A 22807-nucleotide genomic window follows, 5' to 3' on the forward strand; every position below is an offset into this window, starting at 1 on the left:
CGTGTAATGTTGTTACTGGCATCGCTGGTCTACCCATGATTAGGACTCCTTTTCTTATACTATAGATATCTATAATATAAGTTTTTGGAGAAAAAAATTTTATATTCAGTATAAAGCAATTTTAAAACCAAGAAATCTATAAAAGGTATGACTAGAGGTCATGCCTTTATTTATTGAGAAAAATATGGCATGATTATAGTATATGTTAAGGGACATTAAAAACTAGGTTTGTGTGAGTCTATTTCAGGAATGTTACAGTATAGAGAAAGCTTTGAGTTCATAAATCTATACAAAGAATAAAAAGGGTGAAGAAATGATAAATAGAAATATTAAAATATTTTTTATGCTACTACCTACACTGTTAGTAATAGGTGGAATATTTTTTATAGGTATATTAAAGGGATTATTTATTAGTTTGGGATATTTTCCAGAGGTTGGTCTTGAAAGATTTACACTGCATTATTATAAAGAAGTTATGAAAGATAGGGCCTTTATAGATTCTTTCAAGTTTAGTTTGCATACTTCTTTCTGGTCAGCTACCATAGGCGTATTGATGGGGGTTTTTTTATCTTATCTCTTATTGGAAAGGAAAAATAAGGATAGTATAGATTATTGGCTTTATAAAATACCCATTATTATCCCTCACACTATAGGCGCCTTAATAATATACAATATGTTTTCTCAAACGGGGATTATTTCAAGGGTTTTTAATTATTTAGGAATTATACATAATTATAATGAATTTTTTCAGTTAGTTTATGATAACCATGGACTGGGAATTATACTTACGTATATATGGAAAGAGATACCATTTGTTGTGTTAGTTGTATATACGGTTTTAAAGGGTATAAATAGTAAATTAGCTGAAGCTGCATTAAATTTAGGGGCCAGTAAAAGGCAGGTATTTTTTCATATATTATTGCCATTGGCTGGACCTAGTATAATGGGCACCTTTATAATCATATTTGCCTTTTCATTTGGCTCCTTTGAGGTTCCGTTTTTATTAGGACCTACCAATCCTAGGGCACTACCTGTAAAGGCATATATAGAATATACTAATGCAGATTTGAAGCATAGACCTTATAGTATGGTCATAAATATGGTTTTATCTGCACTTTCATTCATATTAATAGTCATGTATGCTAAAGTGTTCAAAAAGATTAGTAAGTATGAATAAGGCTAAGGTTAGGAGAAATAAATGAAAAGAGATAAATTTATATATGAATTTTTCATTAAAATAATAATAATCAGTTTAATAATTCCCATAGGAACATTGGTATTGTGGTCCTTTACTGAGAGATGGCCTTGGCCCCATATGAAACCTACTAGTTTTAATATGAGAAGTATAGGATATGTGTTTAGATCTAATGATTTTTTTCATGTATTATATAATAGCCTTGCCATATCCTTTATAGTTACAATTTTAACTAATTTAATTAGTATACCAGCAGGTAAGGCCATAGGTGTATATGATTTTAAGGGAAAGGAATTAATAAAAGCTTTAATAATGGTTCCCATAATAGTACCTATAGTAGCAGTTAGTATGGGAATTCATATAACTTTTATTAAAGTTGGCCTTGCCAATAATATGGTAGGAGTTATAATAGTTCAGTTAGTAGTGACCTTACCCTATAGTATAAAAATTTTAACCAGTGCCTTTGAAAACATTAAGGATAAATTTGAAATCCAAGGGCAGGTATTAGGTGCCAATAGATTTCAGCAATTTAGATATATTACATTACCTTTAATAATGCCTAGCCTAATAAGCTCTAGTTCCTTGGTATTTGTAATATCCTTTAGTCAATATTTTTTAACTATTTTGATTGGTGGAGGAAGGGTCATTACCTATTCTATGGTTATGTTCCCATTTATTCAAAGTGGAGATAGGTCCCTAGGGTCTGCCTATGGAATAGTTTTTATAATTATAACATTAGTAGTATTGTTCTTATTAGATATTGTAACTAAAACCTATTATAGAATGGAGAAATACACATGTCCCAAATCCAAATAGAGAATGTAAGTAAGAAATTTAAAGGTAAAGAAATACTGAAAAATATTAATTTGACTATCCAAGAAGGTGAATTAATATCCCTATTAGGTCCCTCTGGATGTGGAAAAACTACAACCTTAAAGATTATAGCAGGATTAATAGATTTAGATAAGGGGGATATATTATTTGATAAGGTGTCCATACTTAATAAGGAGCCTAATAAAAGGGGAGCTGTCATAGTATTTCAAGATTATTTATTATTTCCCCATATGACTGTAGAGGAAAATATAGGTTTTGGTCTAAAAATGGCTAAAAGAAATAAGAGGCAAATTAAGAAAGTAGTAAATGAAATGATTGAATTAGTAGAGTTAAGGGGCCACGAAAGAAAATATCCAAGGGAACTATCGGGAGGACAAAGGCAAAGGGTGGCCATAGCTAGAGCTTTGGCAGTGGAGCCTAAAGTATTATTATTAGATGAGCCATTTTCCAATTTAGATATAAGACTTAGGGAGTCCATGAGACAATTTGTATTAGACATTCAAAGACGGTTAAAAATAACTACCCTACTAGTTACCCATGATAAGGAAGAGGCATTACTATGTTCAAATAAGGTGGCAGTTATGTTAAATGGGGAAATTAAAGGTTATGATACTCCTAAGAACATATATGAAAGGCCAAAATCCATAGATGTATGCAAGTTCTTTGGAGATAGGAATTATATAGAGGGAAGAGTTAAGGATTATTTTTTTGAAAGTTCCCTGGGAAAAATTAAGGTGGAAATAGAAAATAAGGAGAAGGCAATTTGTGTCATACGTCCTGAGATAATTAAGGTGGGAAAATACCACCCTAAAGGATTGGTAGGTCATATAAAATCTATAAAATATGGGGGAGATAGGACATACTATGAAGTAAAAGTGCAAAAAATTTTATTGAAAGTGATAGATGTATGTAATGATGAATTACATGTGGGAGATAGGGTAAGTGTTATAATTGATGAAAATAAAATATTAGTTTATTGAAAAGTTAACATAAATGATATTTATAAGAAAAGAAATAGGATAGACTTTTTCTATTTTACCTAGGCCTTTTTATCATGATATGATGAAGTTGGTTAATTAGTATAAATACTGGACTAAGGAGAGAAAATCATGAAAAAAATATTAAAAACTCTTGGTATTATGATTATTTTAACAAGTATGATCTTTACTGGATGTGGAAATAAAGTAGAAGAAAAGAAGGATGTTTCTAAGGAAAGTATGGAATATGTGGATGATAGTTACATAGTTAGTGTGGACTGGTTAAAGGAAAATATAAATAATGACAATATATTGTTGATAGATGCTAGGGGAGAAAAGCCTTATAAGAAAGGTCATATTCCTGGGGCTATTAGTGTAAGTTGGCAACAATTTAGTAAAGTGGATGGAGTACCTGGAGAAGAGGATTGGGGAACTGTAGTAGATAAGGATGAACTAGGTAAGAGATTAGGACAAATTGGTGTTAGTGAGCATAAGGAAATAGTTGTTTATGGAAATACTAAAGCCTGGGGTGAAGATGGACGCATTCTTTGGATGTTGAGAATGGCAGGCCTAGATAATTCTAAATTGTTAGATGGTGGTTGGAATTTATGGGAACAAAAGGGATATGAAACTACTGAGGAAGAAAAATCTTATGTGCCGGCAGACTTTAAAATAGAAGAATTAGATGAAAGTTTAGTAATAGGAACAAAGGAATTAAGTACTAATATGGAAAACATGAAGATACTAGATAGTAGAAAGAAAGTAGAATATGATGGAGCCATTAAGTATGGTGAAAAAAGAGGTGGCCATATTAAAGGAGCTGCTTTATTATCCTTTGAGGATTTGTTAAATGATGATGGAACTTTTAAGAGTCCTGCAGAATTAGATAAAATATTTAAAGATGCTGGATTAAATAAGGAAGATAACATAACAACTTATTGTACAGCAGGTATTCGTTCAGCCCATTTAGTAATAGGACTCAGAATGATGGGGTACGAAAATGCAAAGAATTATGATGCTTCCTTCTATGAGTGGGCGGCAAAGGGTGAATTACCAATAGAATAGATAATAGAATAAGGATAGTTGAGAGACTATCCTTATTCTTGTTAGGAGGATATTTATGGAAAAGAGGCAGGATAGGTTAAAAAAAATAAAGGATGAATATGACAAATGCATAGATTGTAATCTTTGTACTAAGGAATGCCTATTACTCCAAAGATATGGTACTTCTCCTAAAAATATATTAAGAAAAATGATGGAAGGTCCTATAGATGAAGAAATGGTATTTTCTTGTTCACTATGTGGCCATTGTAGTAAGGTTTGTCCTAAAGACGTTAATTTTAGAAAATTGTTTTTAGAGTGTAGAAGATATATACAAGAAAATAAAAAAACTTTCAATGGAGTAGATATACATCAAAGGTTGAGTTTTTCTAAAATCTTTTCATTAGAAAGGAAGGGAAAAATAGTATTTTTTCCAGGGTGTAGTCTTATTTCAGAAAATCCTGAAACCCTAATGAAAACATATAAATATTTAAAAGAGAAGATACCTTCTTTAGAAATCATGATAAAATGCTGTGGAAACCCTACTAATTGTCTAGGGAAAAAAGATGAGTTTGAAAAGAGAATAGGCCACTTAGAAAAATCCTTTCAGTCAAATGAAGTGGAGGAAGTAGTAGTAGCCTGTCAAAATTGTTATATGACCATAAAAAAATATATGAATATAAAGGTTACATCCCTATGGACCCTATTAGATGATATAGGTATACCTGAAAAAGAAAGGTCATGGGGACCTATGGTATTTGCTCTTCATGATCCTTGTCCTACTAGATATGAACATGATATTCATGAATCAGTAAGAAATATATTGAGGAAGATGAATATAAATATGGAGGAGTTTAAAAATAATAGGGAGAATACTCTGTGTTGTGGTGCTGGAGGAATGGCATCCATATTCAATCCTAAATTATCATTAGACCAAATGAAAAAAAGGGCTGATGAAGTAGAGTCAAAGTGGATAGTCACCTATTGCGCAGAGTGCGTTAATTCAATGAAAAGTGCAGGTAAGATGAGTATTCATATTCTAGATTTAATATTTAAGGAAAGGGTAGAATTGGAAGAAGAGAAATCTTTAATTATAAAATGGAAAAATAGATATGAATTTAAAAAGGATATAAAGGAATTGCAATCTCATTAAAAGACATAAAAAAAACATACCTAGGCATGTTTTTTTTATGGAAAAACAAAATATTAAATTTTAAAATAGAAGAGTTACTAATAACCCTAATTTATTTTAAAATATTGTTAACTTCATTAGGATGTTAATTTTTCAAATTGATCTTTGATATACTCTAAATCAAAGGATGATGAAATTCGTCTATCCTGTTCATCTAGAATCCTATAATGAGAAGAAATTATATTTTGTTGGATTTTATGTCCTGATTTATCTTCAATATGTTTCCACCAAAGCTTACCACCTAATGTCTTTGGATAATTTGCATCATAATTGTCAAAGGCTAAAGTTAATAATAAACCTTCCACACTTCCACCAAAGACCATTTGTATTATTTCACTATCTTTGAATAGGGTACACAAGGCTACAGAGGTTGTCCAACCTAAGGAGGATCTCCCTTTTTCCACTTGGATTAAGGTTTTTTTTGAAATACCCAGTATTTGAGCCATTTTATCTTGGGTATAATTAAATTCATTTCTAATCAATTTAACCTTTCCATCTGTAATTTTTATAAAATCTTCTCTTGTCAAAGAAATCGCTCCTTTTACTATATGTGTATAGTGTAATTGTATAACAATACAAGTGTAATTACAACTAGATAATTCAGAAGATTTCATATTTTCCAGGTTCTGTAAAAATATTAAAGAAAATTGAATTTAGTAAAAAAATGAAAAATTTTAGTAAAAAAAGAAGGTATCTTTACTATGTCCATTGAATAGATTGTATTAATAAGTGTATTTACTACATAAAGTTAGCTTGGCTGAAAGGGGACTAATAATGGACTTGAAAATGGATTTGAAAAAGGAATTTGAAATGATATTTCATAGGAGCGATTCTATTAAATATTTTTTAGCACCTGGAAGAGTGAATTTAATAGGAGAACATATTGATTATAATGGGGGATATGTATTTCCTTGTGCTCTTAACTTTGGAACTTATGCCTTAGTTAGAAAAAGGGATGATAATAGGATAAGGATGTACTCTAAAAACTTTAATCATGTAGGAATAATAGAGTTTCACTTAGAAGAATTAGTTTATGAAAAGAATCATGATTGGGCCAATTACCCAAAGGGTGTCATAAAAATATTTAAAGATAATGGATTTAAGGTGGATAAGGGCCTAGACATACTTTTTTATGGCAACATACCTAATGGATCAGGCCTATCTTCGTCTGCATCTATAGAGATGGTCATGGGAGTCCTATTAAAGGAAATGTTTAATATTAATATAAGTATGGTAGAAATGGTAAAAATGGCTCAAAGGGCGGAAAATGAGTTTATGGGAGTAAATTGTGGAATAATGGATCAGTTTGCCATAGGTATGGGAAAAGAGGATAATGCCATATTATTAGATTGTAATACATTAGAGTATGAGTATGCCCCTATTTCATTAAAGGACCATGTTATTGTTATTGCTAATACAAATAAGAAGCGAGGTCTTGCAGACTCTAAGTATAATGAGAGAAGAAGGGAATGTGAAGAAGGATTACATGGGTTACAAGAAAAATTAAGTATAGATAATTTATGTGACTTAAATAGGGAACAATTTGAAGAAAATAAATTATCCATAAATGATGAAGTTGTTAGAAAAAGGGCAAAACATGCCGTATATGAAAATGAAAGAACTAAAAAAGCAGTAAAAGCTTTAAATGACAATAATATACATGAATTTGGAAAGCTAATGAATGAATCCCATATATCCTTAAGGGATGATTATGAGGTTACAGGATATGAATTAGATACTTTAGTGGAATTGGCCTGGAAGGAAGAGGGCGTAATTGGATCTAGGATGACTGGTGCTGGTTTTGGAGGATGTACTGTATCTATTGTAGAAAAGAATAGGGTAGATGAATTTATTGCTAATGTGGGAGAGGCTTATAAAAATGTGATTGGATATGAAGCGGATTTTTATGTGGCCACAATTGGTAATGGAGCTAGGGAAATTTAGAAGGCTATAGATTTCCTATTTATAAACTTGCTTTATGCGGGCCTATTTCAGGAAACCATTGAAAATCTTTTCCACCCAAGTCCTTGTCACAAGCGAAAGTGTGAATCTTCGTATATAGGTTCATGTGTCATGTTTAGATAGCATAGGATGTTGTGACGTTCCAGGGTTCCAAAGATTTTCAATATATTTATCCTTATAGGCAAGTTACTGTATAAAGAAAGCTTAGTGTTACGAAATCTATAGGGAAAAATCCATTTTATAAAAAGATATATATAGAATAAGGAGGAGCAAGGATGATATTAGTATGTGGTGGAGCTGGGTATATTGGTAGTCATACGGTGTATGAGTTAATAGATCAGAATGAAGAGGTTCTAATAGTGGATAATCTTCAAACGGGTCATGAGGATGCTATCCATGAAAAGGCCAAGTTTTATAAGGGAGACATTAGAGACAAGGAATTTTTAGATAGGGTATTTAAAGAAAATAATATAGAGGCAGTTATACATTTTGCCGCCAATTCATTAGTTGGAGAAAGTATGTCTAATCCAATTAAATATTATGATAATAATGTGTATGGAACTCAAGTACTATTAGAGGTTATGAAAGAAAATGGTGTTAAAAAGATAGTATTTTCATCTACGGCTGCAACCTATGGAGAACCAGAGAGGGTTCCAATTTTAGAGGGTGATAAAACAGAGCCTACTAATCCATATGGTGAGACAAAGCTTGCCATGGAGAAAATGTTTAAGTGGGCGGATAAAGCCTATGGAATAAAGTATATATCCCTTAGGTATTTTAACGTGGCAGGGGCCCACAAAAGTGGAAATATAGGAGAAGACCATAGTCCCGAGAGTCACTTGATACCCCTTATTTTACAAGTACCCCTTGGAAAGAGGGATAAGATTTATATGTTTGGGGATGATTATGATACCCATGATGGAACTTGTGTAAGGGATTATATTCATGTGACTGACCTGGCACAGGCCCATATATTAGCCGTAAAAAGCCTAAGATCAGGAAATGATAGTAATATATATAATCTAGGCAATGGAGAGGGCTTTAGTGTTAAGGAAATGATAGAAGCTGCAAGGGTTGTGACAAATCATGAAATACCAGCTCAAATAAGTGACAGAAGGCCAGGGGACCCGGCTAAATTAATTGCATCGGCAGAGAAAGCTAAGAAAGAATTAGGATGGAAACCTAATTATACAAATGTGAAAGCCATTATTGAAAGTGCGTGGAAGTGGCATAAAAATAATCCTAATGGCTTTAATAAATAGGAGTGTTAATATGGATATTAATATTTTTTACGAAATAGATAAATTAATAGATTATGGGCTTAATAGGGGACTGATAAAAGAAGAGGACATGGTTTATACCATAAATAGAGTATTAGAAATACTAAATTTAGATGATTATGAACCATGTGAAAAAACTATAGAAAATAAAGAAGATATAAGTGAAATATTAGATAATATTTTAAATTGGGCCTATGAAAATAAAGTATTAGAATCTAATACTAGTGTGTATAGGGACTTATTAGATAGTAAAATAATGGGTGCATTCCTAAAAAGGCCATCAGAAACAATAAAAGAATTTAGTAGATTGTATGAAGAGTCTCCTAAGGAGGCTACAGATTATTTTTATAAGTTAAGTAAAGATTCTAATTATATTAGAATGGATAGGATAAATAAGAATTTAGTTTGGAAAGTAGAGACAACCTATGGAAATTTAGATATAACAATAAATTTATCTAAGCCTGAGAAGGATCCAAAGGCCATAGCTGCTGCTAAGAACATGAAAAATAGTAAGTACCCAAAGTGTCTTTTATGCAAGGAAAATGAAGGATATAGGGGCCGCTTGAATCATCCGGCTAGACAAAATCATAGGATAATGCCTATTAATATTAATGATGAAAAGTGGTTTTTACAATACTCACCTTATGTATATTATAATGAGCATAGTATAATATTTAAGGGTGAACATGAACCTATGAAAATATGCAAAGATACCTTTAATAGGTTGTTAGATTTTGTAGAAAAGTTTCCCCATTATTTTGTAGGTTCAAATGCGGACTTACCCATAGTGGGAGGTTCCATATTATCCCATGATCATTTTCAAGGAGGATCTTATGAATTTCCAATGGCAGTAGCTCCAATGAAAGAAAAAGTGAATTTCAAGGGATTTGAAAATGTGGAAGGCGAAATCGTAAGCTGGTATATGTCTGTTATTAGAATTAGGTCTAGAAATAAAAATGAGCTAGTTACTTTGGCTGACAAAATATTAAATAAATGGAGAGGGTATGGTGATGAATCTGTCCAAATCCATTCCCATACAGAGGAAATAGAACATAACACTATAACACCAATCGGTAGAATGAGAGATGGATTATTTGAACTTGACCTAGTCCTTAGGAACAATAGAACGGATGAAAAATATCCCCTAGGAATTTTTCATCCCCATAATGAAGTTCATCATATAAAGAAAGAAAATATAGGTCTCATAGAAGTAATGGGCCTTGCCGTATTACCAGCTAGATTAAAAGTGGAATTAGAAACTTTAAAGGATATATTATTAAGTAAAGGACATATAGATGATTTTGACTATATGGAAAAACATAGGCATTGGTATGAAGAATTAAAATATAGATACAATAATTTTACCAGGGAAAATATAGATGAAATTTTAAAGGATGAAGTGGGAAAGAAATTTAGTATGGCTTTAGAACATGCAGGAGTTTTTAAGGATAATGAAAAGGGAAATAATGCCTTTTTAAAGTTTGTAGATTATATAAACCAATAGGTAGGTGGCCAATATGGAATTAGTAAAAAGTTACTTTGGTAAGACAAATAAGGGTGAGACTGTGTATGAATACACTATAGAGAATAGTAGTGGATTTAAAGTGACAATTTTAAATTATGGTGGTATAATCACAGAAATTCTCGCACCAGATAGAAATAATAAATATGAAAATGTAGTATTAGGATTTGACAATATAAAGGACTATGAGGAAAAATCACCATACTTTGGTTCTATAGTAGGAAGAACGGCAGGACGCATATCAGGTGGAAAGTTTACTATAGATGAGAAGGAATATAATTTAGCAAAAAATAATGGGAACAATAATTTACATGGGGGTATTAGGGCCTTTGACAAAGTTATATGGAACGTGGAAGAAATTATAAAAAAAGACCATATAAGCTTAGTTTTATCCCATGAGAGTAAACATTTAGAAGAGGGATACCCGGGAAATTTAAAGGTAAGGATCATATACACTGTAGATGAGGAGAATACCCTTAAAGTAAATTATGAAGCCACTACTGATAGAAAAACTATTATTAATTTAACTAATCATTCCTATTTTAATTTATCAGGAAATTTAAGGGAAGATATATTAAACCATAAGTTAACCATAAAAGCAGATAAATATGTAAGAGTAAACGAAGAAATAATTCCAACGGGAGAATTAGTAGATCTTTGTAAAGGGGCCTTTGACTTTAGAGAGGGCAAAAGGGTAGGTAATAATATTCATGATGATAATCATGATTTAAAAATCTGTGGAGGATATGACCATCCCTTTGTATTTAACCAGGAAGAAGGTTATAGAGCCCTACTTGAAGATGAAAAAAGTGGTAGAAGTTTAGAAATACATACAGACCAGCCAGTGGCAGTTTTGTATACGGGAAATCTCATTGATGATACCATAACTTTAAGGGAAGGAATATTAGGTAAAAAACATTTAGGCCTATGTATAGAAACACAGGATTACCCAGATCATATAAACCAGCCTAATTTCCCTAGTACCTTTTATACTCCAGAAAATGAATATAGGGCTTATACCATATATAAGTTTTTAAAAAAGATGTGATTAATTCACATCTTTTTTTTGATGACAAGTTATTCAATCATTTCCCTTGTAGGCATATGAATCTAAAAAAGTAACATATGAAACTTGGTGAGAATAGGATAATAGGAAGGGCTTTATGAAAAAATTTAAGAAGGGGTGAAGGGTATGGGATTAAACCAAACAGCAAAGGTATTAGTTCGTGACATTAAAAATACTAGAGAATTTAATGAGTTAAAAAGAGCTAAGGCTGATATAGAAAAATATAAGGATTTGAAGGATGAAATAGAAAGATTTCAAAGAAAACAAAGGGAGATATTTTCTATGAATATACCTAAAAGGGAATCGGAACGTCTTGCTGCAGAGTTAGATGAAAAATTTAGGAGTTTTTCTAAGAATCCTAAAGTAAGTAGACTCATAAGGGCAGGAAAAAATTTTAATAGTATGATGGGCAAAATATATAAGGAAATAAACGATGAATTAGATTATGAATTAAGAAGATAACAGGGAGTTGTATATAGATTTCGTATTCATAAACGGGCTTTATGTGAGCCTACTTCAGGTAACAATTGAAAATTTTTTCCATTGAAGTCCTTGTCACAATCAAAAGTGTGAATCTTCGTAGATAGGTTCATGCCTCATGTTGAAGTAGCATAGGGTGTTGTGACGTTCCTCAATTTCAAAAATTTTCAATATATTTACCTTCGTAGGCAAGTTACTGTATAAAGAAATCTTGGTGTTAAGAAATCTATATAAGAAGTGAGTAAATATTTCATATGGGAGGATCTCAAATGGAGTTAGTTAGTGGCAGTAAATATAAGGATGAGTTACCTATAAATACTATTAATAGGATTAGAAATATTTTAACAAGGCTGGGATTGTTAACGGTGGAAACGGGGTGGCAAAACTCTGCCCAGGGTTTTTATTCTATAAATCTAAATATTGCAAATACAGATTTAGGCACAAATGGGAAAGGAACTACACAAGAATATGCATTGGCAAGTGCTTATGGAGAGCTTATGGAAAGGTTACAAAATCAATCTTTTTTTAGATTGAATAATGACCTTAGTAAAAAATCATTAGAATACAAAGGTTTTTATTATGGTCCAGATGAAAAGAACTTGAGCCTAGATGATTTAATGGCTAGTAAGGAAGATTGGATAAGGGAACAAATGGATAAAGTAGATCCAACAATAGATAAAAGGGAACTATTAGAAAAATGGAAGGCCGTTTCCTATGAGGATACACCTTCTGATTTTATAGGTCTGCCCTATTTAAATGTAATAAATAATAAAATATCATATATTCCAATTAAAATGATTTCTAAGATGTATATGTCAAATGGCATGTGTGGAGGAAATACAGTAGAAGAAGCATTGGTACAAGGACTATGTGAGGTCTTTGAAAGGTATGTAAATAAAAAAATCATAAAAGATAAGATAACACCTCCAACTATTTCTCATACCTATTTAGAACAATTTCCTAGAATATATAATATGATATGTGAAATAAAGGCAAAGGGAAACTATGAGGTAATAGTAAAAGATTGCTCATTAGAGGAGGGGTATCCAGTAATAGGTGTAATATATATTAACAAGGATGATCAAACCTATTTTATTAAATTTGGTGCCCACCCAGTATTTGAAATAGCTTTAGAAAGAACTTTAACGGAACTCTTACAAGGCCAGGATATTAGAAATATGAGGGGCGTAACAGAGTATACCTATAAGACAGAAATTAAGGAGGAAGAAGAGAATATTATAGGCATATTTGTAGATGGATCAGGTTTATATCCTTCCCAAATATTTAATGGGGATTTTACTTACGAATTTAAGGGATTCAAAGATCATAATCTATGGAGTAACAAGGAAATGTTAACCTATTTAATAAATTTACTAAGGGATAAGGGCCATAATGTATATATAAGGGATGTATCCTTTTTAGGTTTCCCTAGTTTCCACATTATTGTGCCAGGATTTAGTGAAATTTATGAGATAGATAATATAAGGGCAATAGATGACTATGGGAATTATAATAAAATTAAAAGATATATAAGAAATCTAGAGAATATATCCCAAGAGGAAATGAAGGAACTCATGGACTTTTTCAAAAATACAAATTATAATAGGGAAGCTTCTATTACTCAACTATTAAATCTTCCAGTGAAAAATATATTTCCCTGGTATTATGTGAAAATTCATTTATTTATTGCTGGCCTATATTATAAAAATGGTGATTATGTAAAAGCCCATAAGGCCATGGGCACATATGTAAACAACATGGAAAAAAATATATACAACAACATGGAGATGACCTATTACAAATGTGCTAGAGATTATATTGGAACGAGGATAGATGATTTAAATGAAGAGGACGCTATAAACCGTTTAAGTACCTTTTACCCAGTACCTATTATCCATGGAGTAATAGCTGACTTTGGAAATCGGGAAGAAATTCTAAGAAAATATGGCGAAATAGAATGTTGGAATTGTAAAGAATGTAAATTAAGAACACATTGCTCATATGGAGAAATGGAGAAGGTATACAGAAAGTTAAAAGACAAATATGAAGAAAATCCTATAGATCAAAATGGATTAAAGGAAAAATTGAATAAATATTAATATGAAAAAAGTTCCTAGTGTTATGAAATATACTAGGAACTTTCATATGCCTAAGTTATTTTTTAGGAGTCATACAATACATGGCCTCCATAGAATGCATAGGTTCCATAGGTGCCATGGAATGCATACAGTTCATGGCATGCATAGAATGCATAGAGTTCATACAATCCATGGAACCCATAGGTTTCATAGGATGCATAGGTTGCATAGAGTGCATAGAATTCATACAGTACATGGGATGCATAGGATACATTGGGTACATGGGATACATAGGGCTCATACAGTGCATAGAATGCATTGATTGCATAGAGTTCATACAATTCATGCTCCTCATAGAATCCATACTCTTCATACAATTTTTTCTATCTAAATGGCTACGGTGTCTATCCATTAAAAATTTCCCCCTTAAATAAGTTTTGCTTTGCTCTCAATAATATAATATGACAAGTCTTATGAATTGGTGTGGATAAGTTTATATTTTTAGAAAAACTTTATTAGAATAAATAAAAAAGTCAATTTTGAAATTGACTTTTTCATTTATCCTATAGTTTTTTAAAAATTATTTGTGTTCTACTAGATCGATAGCACCTAGAGCTATATGGGCTAAACCTAATCCCATAAGACCCCAGCCCACCTTATCATCTTTCTTTTTTGAATTCATGGCCAATGCTGCACCAGTTGCAGTTACAGCAGTGCCTAAAAGTGTTGGAACTAAACCTTCTCTAATTCTCATAAAAACCCCTCCGTTTTTAAAGGATATATAGATTTCGTAACACTAAGATTTGTCTATACAGTAACTTGCCTATAAGGGGAAAAATATTGAAAATTTTTGAAATTGAGGAACGTCATAACATCCTAGGCTCCTCCAATATGACTCATGAACCTATCTACGAAGATTCACACTTTCGCTTGTGACAAGGATTTCAATGGAAAAGATTTTCAATATTTTTTTCTGAAATAGGCACAAATAAAGGTTGTTTATAAATACGAAATCTATATTTATCATGTGTCTTCTTTGAACTATATATTCATAGAAAAAAATCCATTAGGAGGAAATTTTTTATCCAAAAATTATATTATTTTCATTCATGCTTTCAATAATGGCCAGTGATTCTACCCTAAGGCCTGATGATCTTAATTCCTTTCCACCTGGTTGAAATCCCTTTTCTATAACTATTCCAGCTCCTACTATAGTAGCACCACTTTCTTCTATGATTTCATTAAGACCAACTAGGGCATTTCCATAGGCTAAAAAGTCATCAATAACTAATACCTTATCATTAGAATTTAAAAATTCCTTAGCAATCAATATATTATATACTTTATTTTTAGTAAAGGATTTAACTTCCCTAGAATAGGTATGATTATTTAAAGTGGAAGAAGTACTTTTTTTAGCAAAAACTACAGGCACATCTAAGTATATTCCAGCAGCCACAGCAGGAGCTATACCAGAAGTTTCTATGGTCACTATTTTAGTTATTTCTTCATCCTTATATAAACGGGCAAACTCCTTTCCCATTTCTAACATGAACTTAGAATCTATTTGATGATTTAAAAAACAATCTACCTTTAATACGGTTTCTGATAGTACTTTTCCTTCTTTTCTTATTTTATCCTTTAAACTTTCCATATCTAATCCTCCAATTAATCTATTTATTCTTTAATATTCCCATTAATACTTTTTCTGGTGTTATAGGTAAACTTCTAATATTGACTCCTACTGCATTGTATATGGCATGGGCTATGGCAGGGGGTGGTGTATTTATTACTACTTCACCTATGGACTTTGCACCAAAGGGACCAGTAGGTTCATAACTAGGCTTAAAGTCAACTATAATGTTTCCTATATCCTTTCGACATGGGATTTTATATTGCATGAATGTGTTTGTAATCATTTGTCCCCTTTTATCATGGGCCACATTTTCATACATGGCCATACCAATACCTTGTACTATTCCGCCTTCTACCTGAATACGGGCAAGGTTTGGATTTATTACAGTACCACAATCTACTACGGCCACATAATCTATCAAATCTATTTTTCCCGTTTCCCTGTCTACTTCCACTTCGCAAAATCCTCCTATGAAAGGAGGAGGACTTGTATCTCCACCAAAGGTACCCTTCCCAACTAGGGTTTGGCCCTTTGGCCCTAGGGCTAGATTTTCACTTATTTTATCTAAAGATATTTCATTACCAGAATTGGTTTTCACAGAAACACCATCAAAGGTTACATTTTCAACAGGTTCATCTAAATAGGAAGCACCTATTTTTATTATTTGCTCCTTCAAATCTTTAGCAGCTTTTATAACTGCATTTCCCGTAACATAAGTAGTACTAGAGGCGTAAGATCCCGTATCGTAAGGGGAGATATCCGTATCGGCAGAATGGACAATTATATTATCCATGTGGGTACCTAAAACTTCTGCTGCCATTTGACAAAGGATAGTATCACAACCAGTACCCATATCTGTAGACCCTAATAAAAGGGTATAAAAACCATTGTCATTTAATTTAATAAGGGCAGAGGCCGTATCAATATTAGCTATACCAGACCCTTGCATGGTTATAGCCATACCTACTCCCCTAACTTTAGAATCACTAATTACTCTACGTGGGTATTTTTCATCCCATTTAATCAATTCTTTACCACGTTTAATACACTCATGTAGGGTACAACTAGTTAAAGTTACAGGTTTATCATCTGTAGAACCACATAGTAGGGGGTGGGAATCCCCTTCCCTTATGAGATTTTTCTCCCTAAGGGCAGTAGGGTCCATATTTAATTTAGAGGCTAATTCATTTATGGCAGATTCTAGGGAGAATATGCCTTGAGTAACTCCATAACCCCTTAATGCTCCTGAAGGCATCTTATTTGTATATAATACATTTCCTCCGTATCTTAAGGCTTTAGCCTTGTTGTATAGGGGAAGGACCTTGTTTCCTGCCACACTAAATACGGTCCAAGCATGTTCACCATATGCTCCCGTATCAGATAGGGCCTTTATATCTATTACATTAATATTTCCCTTTTTATCAGCTCCTACTTTTACAGTCATCTTCATAGGATGACGAGCTGTAGAACAACTGAAGGTTTCTTTTCTGTCATATACTATTTTTGCTGCTTTACCTGTCTTTAAAGTGACTAGGGCAGGGAAAATTTCCACAGATGCAGTCTGTTTTCCACCAAATCCTCCACCTATCCTAGGTTTTATAACACGGATTTTACTTTGGGGGATTTGTAAAGCCTTAGCCACAATTCTTCTTACGTGGAATGGAATTTGGGTAGAGCTTACTATGGTAAGCCTATTATTATGATCCATATAGGAGTAAGCCCTATAGGTTTCCATCATGCCGTGGGCTTGAGCTTGGGTATAATAGGACTCCTCTACAATAACTTCACTTCTTTTTAATTCTTCTTCCACATTTCCCGTATATACTTCATAGGATGCAGCTATATTTTTATCCTTATCTGTACCTATGGGAAAATTAACTTTCAAATCATCCTCTGGATGGATTGTAGAACCATGGGTATGAGCTTTTTCAAAATCTAAAACTGGTTCAAATACTTCATAATCTACTTTTATTAATTTCATGGCACGAATAGCCGTCTTTTCATCTATGGCAGCTATTATGGCAACTTCATCACCTACATATCTAACATATTCATCTAATATTAATCTATCATAGGGAGATGGCTCTGGATAAGATTGTCCAGCTAAAGTAAATCTTTCTTTAGGAACATGTTCATGGGTAAAGATACATTCTACACCAGGGACTGCCATTGCCTTTTTTGTATCTATATTAAGGATTTTTCCAAAGGCATGGGGGCTTCTTAGTATTTTTATTATTAAAGGATTATGGCATAAATCATCTGTGTATAAGGGCTTTCCTGTGGCTATATCCATTCCATCTATTTTTTTTATAGGTTTACTTACAAAATCCATCTATACCACCTCCATATATTTCATTATGGCTCTTAACTGGCCCACATAACCGGTGCAACGACATAAGTTTCCCGTTAAATAGTGAACGATATGATCCTTAGTAGGATTTTTAAGTTCCCTTTTCATGGCGAGTACGGTCATAATAAAGCCAGGACTACAAAAACCACATTGTTCTGCACCTTCATTTACAAGAAACTCTGCAAATTCTGTAGCTTCCTGCTCAACTCCCTCAATGGTAGTTATGTTTTTTCCATCTGCTTTCATGGCAAGGGTAGAACATGATAAAACAGGCTTTTTATCTAACCAGATGGTACATAGGCCACATGAACCTGTGTCACAGCCCTTTTTAACGCTTAGATATCCATATCTTCTTAAAACTTCTGACAAAAATTCATCGTATTTAATATTTAATATTTTATCTTCATTATTGATAGTTACTTTTATTTCCATCCTATAACCTCCCTAATACCTCTTTCTATTAGGACTTTACAGATTTCTTTTCTATATTCTTTACTAGCCCTTAAATTACTTCCAAAAACTAATTCTTCACATGCTAATTCACATGCGTACTCTATAGTATAATCATTTAGTTCATTTTGGGATAAATAAAGGGAGGCCCTATTGGCTATTTGAGCTTTCATAGGTCTTGCTCCCACAACTATTTTCCACTTTGAATCTTCATTAGATAGGGCCACATTTAATATGGCATAATCACTATGGGAATTTCTCATGGATGTAAAGTAGCATTTACTAGAATCCTTTGAAATTATTATTTTAGTCAAAATATCTTTCTCATATTTATTTTCTAGGAAAGTATCTAAAGGTACTATTCCACCCCTGTGTAGACAGACTTTCACATCTAAAGCTAAAAGGGCACTTATTAAATCCGAAAATCCATATTTAGAATAGACAGTTGCACCTAAAGTTACATTATTTCTAAATTGTACACCTACAATATCCTTTACACATTTACTTAGGATACCACTAAAGTTATTTTGCAAAATAGGGCTAGTTTCTAAAGTACGAAAGGTAGTCATGGCACCTATTTCTATAGTATTATCCGTTTCGTTTATGAAATCTAAATGAAGTTTTGATAAATCTATGGCTGTATTAATATTTTTAGATCCCATTCTTAAAAAGGAACAGCCTCCTAGGACTACATTGTTTCTTCTATTTTGTAAAATTTCATATGCTTCATCTAAATTAGTAGGGATAGCATAATCTTTTATAGTAATCAATTGAAAACCTCCTTTGTATAGTCAAATAGGTTTAGGGGTAAGGGTTTGTCTTTCTAACCCTTAACTCCTAAACCTTCATAATTTTAAAGATAGTATATTTACGATTGCGCCTTTGCTACTAAATTCACCTTAGGTTGAACTAATTCTTCTTCACTATCCTCAGGTAATATTATATTTAATAGAAGGGCTATAGTACCAGTTACTACCATTCCAGAACCACCAAAGATCATTTTTACTGACTCTGGGAAGTAGGCAATTGCCTCTGGAACAGAACCAAGGCCAAAACCAAGTCCTATGGCAACGGCAACTATAATACTGTTTCTTCCTTGAAGGGGTTCTTTGGTAATTAAGTTAATTCCACTAATGGCAATCATAGAAAACATTACGATGGAAGCTCCACCTAGTACACTTTGAGGCATTAGGGCAACTAATGCACCAGCCTTTGGGAATAATCCTGCTACTATTAAGAACATGGCTCCAACTGCCACTGTAAATCTATTCATAATTCCTGTTAAAGCTACGATTCCAACATTTTGACTGAATGAAGTATTAGGAAGTACATTAAATAGGGCTGCAAGGGCACTTCCAAAACCATCGGCCATAACTCCACCAGATAGCTCCTTATCTGTAGCTTCACGATTGGCACCACCCATTGTAATACCAGAAATGTCACCAACTGTTTCTACAGCAGTAAGTACATACATTAAAAGCATTGCTAATATGGCATCTAAATGGAATGTCATACCATACTTAAGGGGAGTAGGAAATGATATTAATTTTGCATTGGCTATAGGAGAAAAATCTATCTTTCCCATGGGAATAGCCACTATATATCCAACTATTAAACCAATCAATATGGAAGACATACTAGTGATTCCACGGGTAAATTGTTTAAAGAATAAAACTGTAATTAAAACTATACTTCCTAGTAATAGATTTGAAGGTGATCCAAAATCTTTAGCACCAACTCCACCTGCAAAGTATTTAATTCCCACAGGAAGTAGAGATAATCCAATTGATAATAATACGGTACCTGTAACTACTGGTGGGAAGAATTTTCTAAGGGGTCTTAAAAAAGCACCTATAATCATTTCGAAAAATCCTCCTACAAAGGAAGCACCCAATACGCCAGCTAAACCGTATTTTGCAGAAATACTAATGGCTGCTGGTAGGAAACCAAAACTAGTTCCCATTACAATTGGAAGTCTTGCTCCGATTGGACCAATAGGATAGGTTTGTATTAAAGTAGCAACCCCTGCCATAAACATACAACACTGAATTAAAAAAGTCTTTTGTTCCATTGGTAATCCCATTGCATTGGCAACTATTATTAAAGGAGCCACATTTCCTGCAAACATGGCAAGTATATGTTGAAGTCCAAGTATAGCTGCACTAGAAAATGGTGGGATGCCATCTAACTCATAAACACTTTTGTTATTTTCGTTCATTTTCTATTCCTCCTTAAAAAAGTAATTCGGGGCCAAAAGTAGGTATACTTGGCAAAAGCGAAAAATGTTATTTAAAAACTATTAAGTGGCCCCTGAGAATAAAGTAAAAAATTTAAAAAACCCGAACGGGAAGGTTTCATATAAATAAGTGAAACCCTCCCGTCCGGGCTTTTATCCCAAACAGGATGACATTACAAAAAATAATGCCAATATAATATAGCAGAGCAAAAAAAGCACGAACTATATTAGACTTCACCCATAGGCAGACGATTTACGGTTGTCTGGTAGAAACTTTCGGTCCATATTACCGAGATTATATGAGTACGCGTTCTTATTAAGTTAATTACTATAATAACAGAGGCCATTTTCATAGTCAATAGTTTTTCGTAATAATTTTTATTATATTTTGGATGAAGAAAAATATGGAACTACACGAACGATTATTGAAAACTAATAGTGATTGTAAGTTTTTCGAGAAGAATGAATGAATTGAACACATAGGGAAAAAACTATAATTGAGTATGGATTTATTATGGTAAACTTGTTTTATGTGAGCTTATAAGGGGAAAATATATTGAAATTTTTTTCCCTTATAGGCAAGTTACTGTATAAAGAAATCTTAGTGTTACGAAATCTATAGATAGATTGAGGAAATGTCAAATTCTAGTTATAGGGGTGATTAGTTGATATATATTATTGGAGATACCCATTTTAATCATGATAAGGTAATTGATTATGAGAATAGACCATTTAAGAATATAAAAGAAATGAATAAAAAATTGATTAAAAACTGGAATAAAACCATATCAAATAAGGATATTGTATATCATTTAGGAGATTTTGCATGGGGGAATAAAAGGGAAGTTAAAAAAATAGTGGGAAAATTAAAGGGCTATAAGGTATTAATTAAGGGAAATCATGATAGGCAATATGATAATGGGTGGTGGCATAATGTGGGATTTGATGATGTTATTCATGGTGGAATCATATTAGATAATTTTTATTTATTGTCCCATGAACCCATGTATATTAATAGTAATATGCCCTATGTTAATATTCATGGACATATGCACAGTAATAGGATGGAAGGTAAGAGTTATTATAATGTAAGTGTGGAACTTAATGATTATAAACCCGTTTCCTTTGAGTATATAAAAAGTTTATATACAAATTAATCCGTAGACACTTTATCTGGTATTTATTTACTTTGTATCATATTCAAACTAATTTCACTATGCTATACTTGAATATACATTACAAATAATTACATAAATTAGAAGAGGAAGTGAAATTATGGAAGAATTTGAAAAGAGTATTAAAATATCATTTGAGTTAAATGATATTGAAAGTATAAGAAGTGCTCTACAAAGGTATCAAAACTTACTAAAGGATGATAAAGCTGTAGAAGATGATATTCATCAAGTAGAGTTTGTAAAATTAATAGATGGAGAAATTCATCCACTACAAAAAACTGATGGAAACTTTGAAGATCTTAATAATTTGAGCATATGGGGAGAGAGCGACCTTAATCGTGATGAAATATCCTTTGATGGAAACGCATCGGATACTATTATGTTTTCCCATGCTTTAAAATTTCCAGAGTTAAAGGATGAGATTATTGCAACGGCAAAGGAAATTGTTGCCTATTCTCGTAGAAAAGATGATACTTCCCAAATGTGGCAAGATGATCTGTGTGTATTTGGTATAGAAGCACTTTATCTTTTAGGACTTAAAATGCCTGAATATGCATACTTAATTGGTGGTTATCTGATTCCAAGCTGGGACTCTGAGCACGCTGATTATGCTCTTATTTATGGGTATGAAATCATCCATAGATTTGGATTTGATAAAAATATGTTAAAGATGTTCTCCTATTGCGACAATTGGGAAGCCCGTGCTGTAATGCTTGGAGGCGACATTTTTAGTTTAGATGATACGGAATATGATCTGGCATCATTTTTTGAAGACAACCCTGAAAAATATGAGGAATTCAAAGAAATAATGATTGAGCGTGCTAAGGATCAACCATTTATTGAATTTACAGAGGATGACCATACATGGACCCCAGTTCACAGTTTTTATGAGACTATTCTCATGTCATCAAAAAAATTAAGTGGTGACTATGATCCTTGGGATCTACCTCCAGAGGCTATGGAGGAATCCTTCATGGGCAATACTTTCCATGAGGAAGCCACACTATTATGGGAAAAAATACAATCTGTTTTAGGTTAATCTATGACAGAATCCTATGAGGATAAATAATATCATTAAAATGCTAGATTCTTTTATTAGGAATCTAGTATTTTTATTTTACATAAGCCATGGAAAGTCAATAAATAGATTCCATTGTTGTAAAATCTTTAAGGTTTCTTTAGTAATAGAAATTGTATCTATAGATTTCTGGTGTATAAACTTGCTTTATGTGGGCCTATTTCAGGAAAATATATTGAAAATCTTTTCCACCCAAGTCCTTGTCACAAGCGAAAGTGTGAATCTTCGTATATAGGTTCATGTGTCATGTTGGAGTAG

General features: G+C 32.6%; 21 protein-coding genes and 1 riboswitch. Of the genes, 13 read left to right on the forward strand and 8 right to left on the reverse strand.

Annotated features, from left to right (window positions below; translation table 11 throughout):
• Positions 1-313 precede the first annotated feature (313 nt).
• From N4A57_RS16645 to N4A57_RS16665, 5 genes are all read left to right on the forward strand, one after another.
• The gene (locus N4A57_RS16645) at positions 314-1177 is read left to right on the forward strand and encodes an ABC transporter permease (protein WP_330671544.1); all 864 of its coding nucleotides are present in this window, start codon (positions 314-316) and stop codon (positions 1175-1177) included.
• A gap of 21 nt (positions 1178-1198) precedes the next feature.
• Positions 1199-2011 (forward strand): ABC transporter permease, encoded by an 813-nt coding sequence (locus N4A57_RS16650; RefSeq protein ID WP_293659185.1) that lies wholly within the window; start codon positions 1199-1201, stop codon positions 2009-2011.
• On the forward strand, positions 1993-3009 hold the full coding sequence (locus N4A57_RS16655; protein ID WP_293659186.1) for an ABC transporter ATP-binding protein: 1017 nt from the start codon (positions 1993-1995) through the stop codon (positions 3007-3009). The genes N4A57_RS16650 and N4A57_RS16655 overlap by 19 nt, the downstream gene beginning before the upstream one ends.
• Before the next feature lie 129 nt (positions 3010-3138).
• On the forward strand, positions 3139-4071 hold the full coding sequence (locus N4A57_RS16660; RefSeq protein ID WP_293659188.1) for a sulfurtransferase: 933 nt from the start codon (positions 3139-3141) through the stop codon (positions 4069-4071).
• A 55-nt stretch (positions 4072-4126) separates the two neighbouring features.
• Positions 4127-5200, forward strand: a complete 1074-nt coding sequence (locus N4A57_RS16665) for a (Fe-S)-binding protein (RefSeq protein ID WP_293659189.1) — start codon at positions 4127-4129, stop codon at positions 5198-5200.
• A 116-nt stretch (positions 5201-5316) separates the two neighbouring features.
• Here the strand turns inward: N4A57_RS16665 and N4A57_RS16670 are convergent, their stop codons facing one another.
• Complete coding sequence (locus N4A57_RS16670; protein WP_293659190.1) at positions 5317-5766, reverse strand: helix-turn-helix transcriptional regulator; 450 nt, start codon at positions 5764-5766, stop codon at positions 5317-5319.
• Between the two features lie 247 nt (positions 5767-6013).
• On the opposite strand from N4A57_RS16670, the gene N4A57_RS16675 reads away from it, so the two are divergent.
• From N4A57_RS16675 to N4A57_RS16700, 6 genes are all read left to right on the forward strand, one after another.
• Positions 6014-7183 (forward strand): galactokinase, encoded by a 1170-nt coding sequence (locus N4A57_RS16675; protein ID WP_293659191.1) that lies wholly within the window; start codon positions 6014-6016, stop codon positions 7181-7183.
• Positions 7184-7476: 293 nt separating this feature from the next.
• Positions 7477-8463, forward strand: a complete 987-nt coding sequence (gene galE, locus N4A57_RS16680; protein ID WP_293659192.1) for a UDP-glucose 4-epimerase GalE — start codon at positions 7477-7479, stop codon at positions 8461-8463.
• 10 nt (positions 8464-8473) lie between these two features.
• On the forward strand, positions 8474-9985 hold the full coding sequence (galT, locus tag N4A57_RS16685; protein WP_293659193.1) for a UDP-glucose--hexose-1-phosphate uridylyltransferase: 1512 nt from the start codon (positions 8474-8476) through the stop codon (positions 9983-9985).
• Positions 9986-9998: 13 nt separating this feature from the next.
• Entirely contained in the window at positions 9999-11051 is a 1053-nt protein-coding gene (locus N4A57_RS16690; RefSeq protein ID WP_293659195.1) for an aldose epimerase family protein, read from the forward strand.
• A 144-nt stretch (positions 11052-11195) separates the two neighbouring features.
• The gene (locus tag N4A57_RS16695) at positions 11196-11531 is read left to right on the forward strand and encodes a YlbF family regulator (RefSeq protein WP_293659196.1); all 336 of its coding nucleotides are present in this window, start codon (positions 11196-11198) and stop codon (positions 11529-11531) included.
• 287 nt (positions 11532-11818) lie between these two features.
• Complete coding sequence (locus N4A57_RS16700; RefSeq protein WP_293659197.1) at positions 11819-13648, forward strand: YcaO-like family protein; 1830 nt, start codon at positions 11819-11821, stop codon at positions 13646-13648.
• Between the two features lie 62 nt (positions 13649-13710).
• Here the strand turns inward: N4A57_RS16700 and N4A57_RS16705 are convergent, their stop codons facing one another.
• The 7 genes from N4A57_RS16705 to N4A57_RS16735 all read right to left on the reverse strand — a co-directional run bounded on the left by N4A57_RS16705 (position 13711) and on the right by N4A57_RS16735 (position 20278).
• Positions 13711-14004: a hypothetical protein gene (locus N4A57_RS16705; RefSeq protein WP_293659198.1), complete on the reverse strand. Its 294-nt coding sequence runs from the start codon at positions 14002-14004 to the stop codon at positions 13711-13713.
• Positions 14005-14207: 203 nt separating this feature from the next.
• Positions 14208-14381, reverse strand: coding sequence for an asparagine synthase (locus tag N4A57_RS16710; RefSeq protein WP_293659199.1), 174 nt, complete (start codon positions 14379-14381; stop codon positions 14208-14210).
• 327 nt (positions 14382-14708) lie between these two features.
• Positions 14709-15278, reverse strand: a complete 570-nt coding sequence (locus tag N4A57_RS16715; RefSeq protein ID WP_293659200.1) for a xanthine phosphoribosyltransferase — start codon at positions 15276-15278, stop codon at positions 14709-14711.
• 19 nt (positions 15279-15297) lie between these two features.
• A complete protein-coding gene (locus N4A57_RS16720) occupies positions 15298-17592 on the reverse strand; it encodes a xanthine dehydrogenase family protein molybdopterin-binding subunit (protein WP_293659201.1) in 2295 nt (764 codons plus the stop codon).
• On the reverse strand, positions 17593-18042 hold the full coding sequence (locus N4A57_RS16725) for a (2Fe-2S)-binding protein (RefSeq protein WP_293659202.1): 450 nt from the start codon (positions 18040-18042) through the stop codon (positions 17593-17595).
• Positions 18033-18830 carry an FAD binding domain-containing protein gene (locus N4A57_RS16730; protein WP_293659203.1) on the reverse strand — a complete coding sequence of 266 codons (798 nt, stop codon included), beginning with the start codon at positions 18828-18830 and terminating at the stop codon, positions 18033-18035. Before N4A57_RS16730 ends, N4A57_RS16725 begins: the two co-directional genes overlap by 10 nt.
• A 98-nt stretch (positions 18831-18928) precedes the next feature.
• The gene (locus N4A57_RS16735; RefSeq protein ID WP_293659204.1) at positions 18929-20278 is read right to left on the reverse strand and encodes a uracil-xanthine permease family protein; all 1350 of its coding nucleotides are present in this window, start codon (positions 20276-20278) and stop codon (positions 18929-18931) included.
• A 239-nt stretch (positions 20279-20517) separates the two neighbouring features.
• Positions 20518-20619: riboswitch (purine riboswitch) on the reverse strand.
• A gap of 342 nt (positions 20620-20961) precedes the next feature.
• Here N4A57_RS16735 and N4A57_RS16740 point away from each other — a divergent pair.
• Positions 20962-21453 (forward strand): phosphoesterase, encoded by a 492-nt coding sequence (locus N4A57_RS16740; protein WP_293659205.1) that lies wholly within the window; start codon positions 20962-20964, stop codon positions 21451-21453.
• Between the two features lie 118 nt (positions 21454-21571).
• The gene (locus N4A57_RS16745; protein ID WP_293659206.1) at positions 21572-22510 is read left to right on the forward strand and encodes a hypothetical protein; all 939 of its coding nucleotides are present in this window, start codon (positions 21572-21574) and stop codon (positions 22508-22510) included.
• Positions 22511-22807: the final 297 nt, after the last annotated feature.

It is taken from the genome of Anaeromicrobium sp., from assembly GCF_025210435.1.
Classification (GTDB): Bacteria; Bacillota; Clostridia; order Peptostreptococcales; family Thermotaleaceae; genus Anaeromicrobium.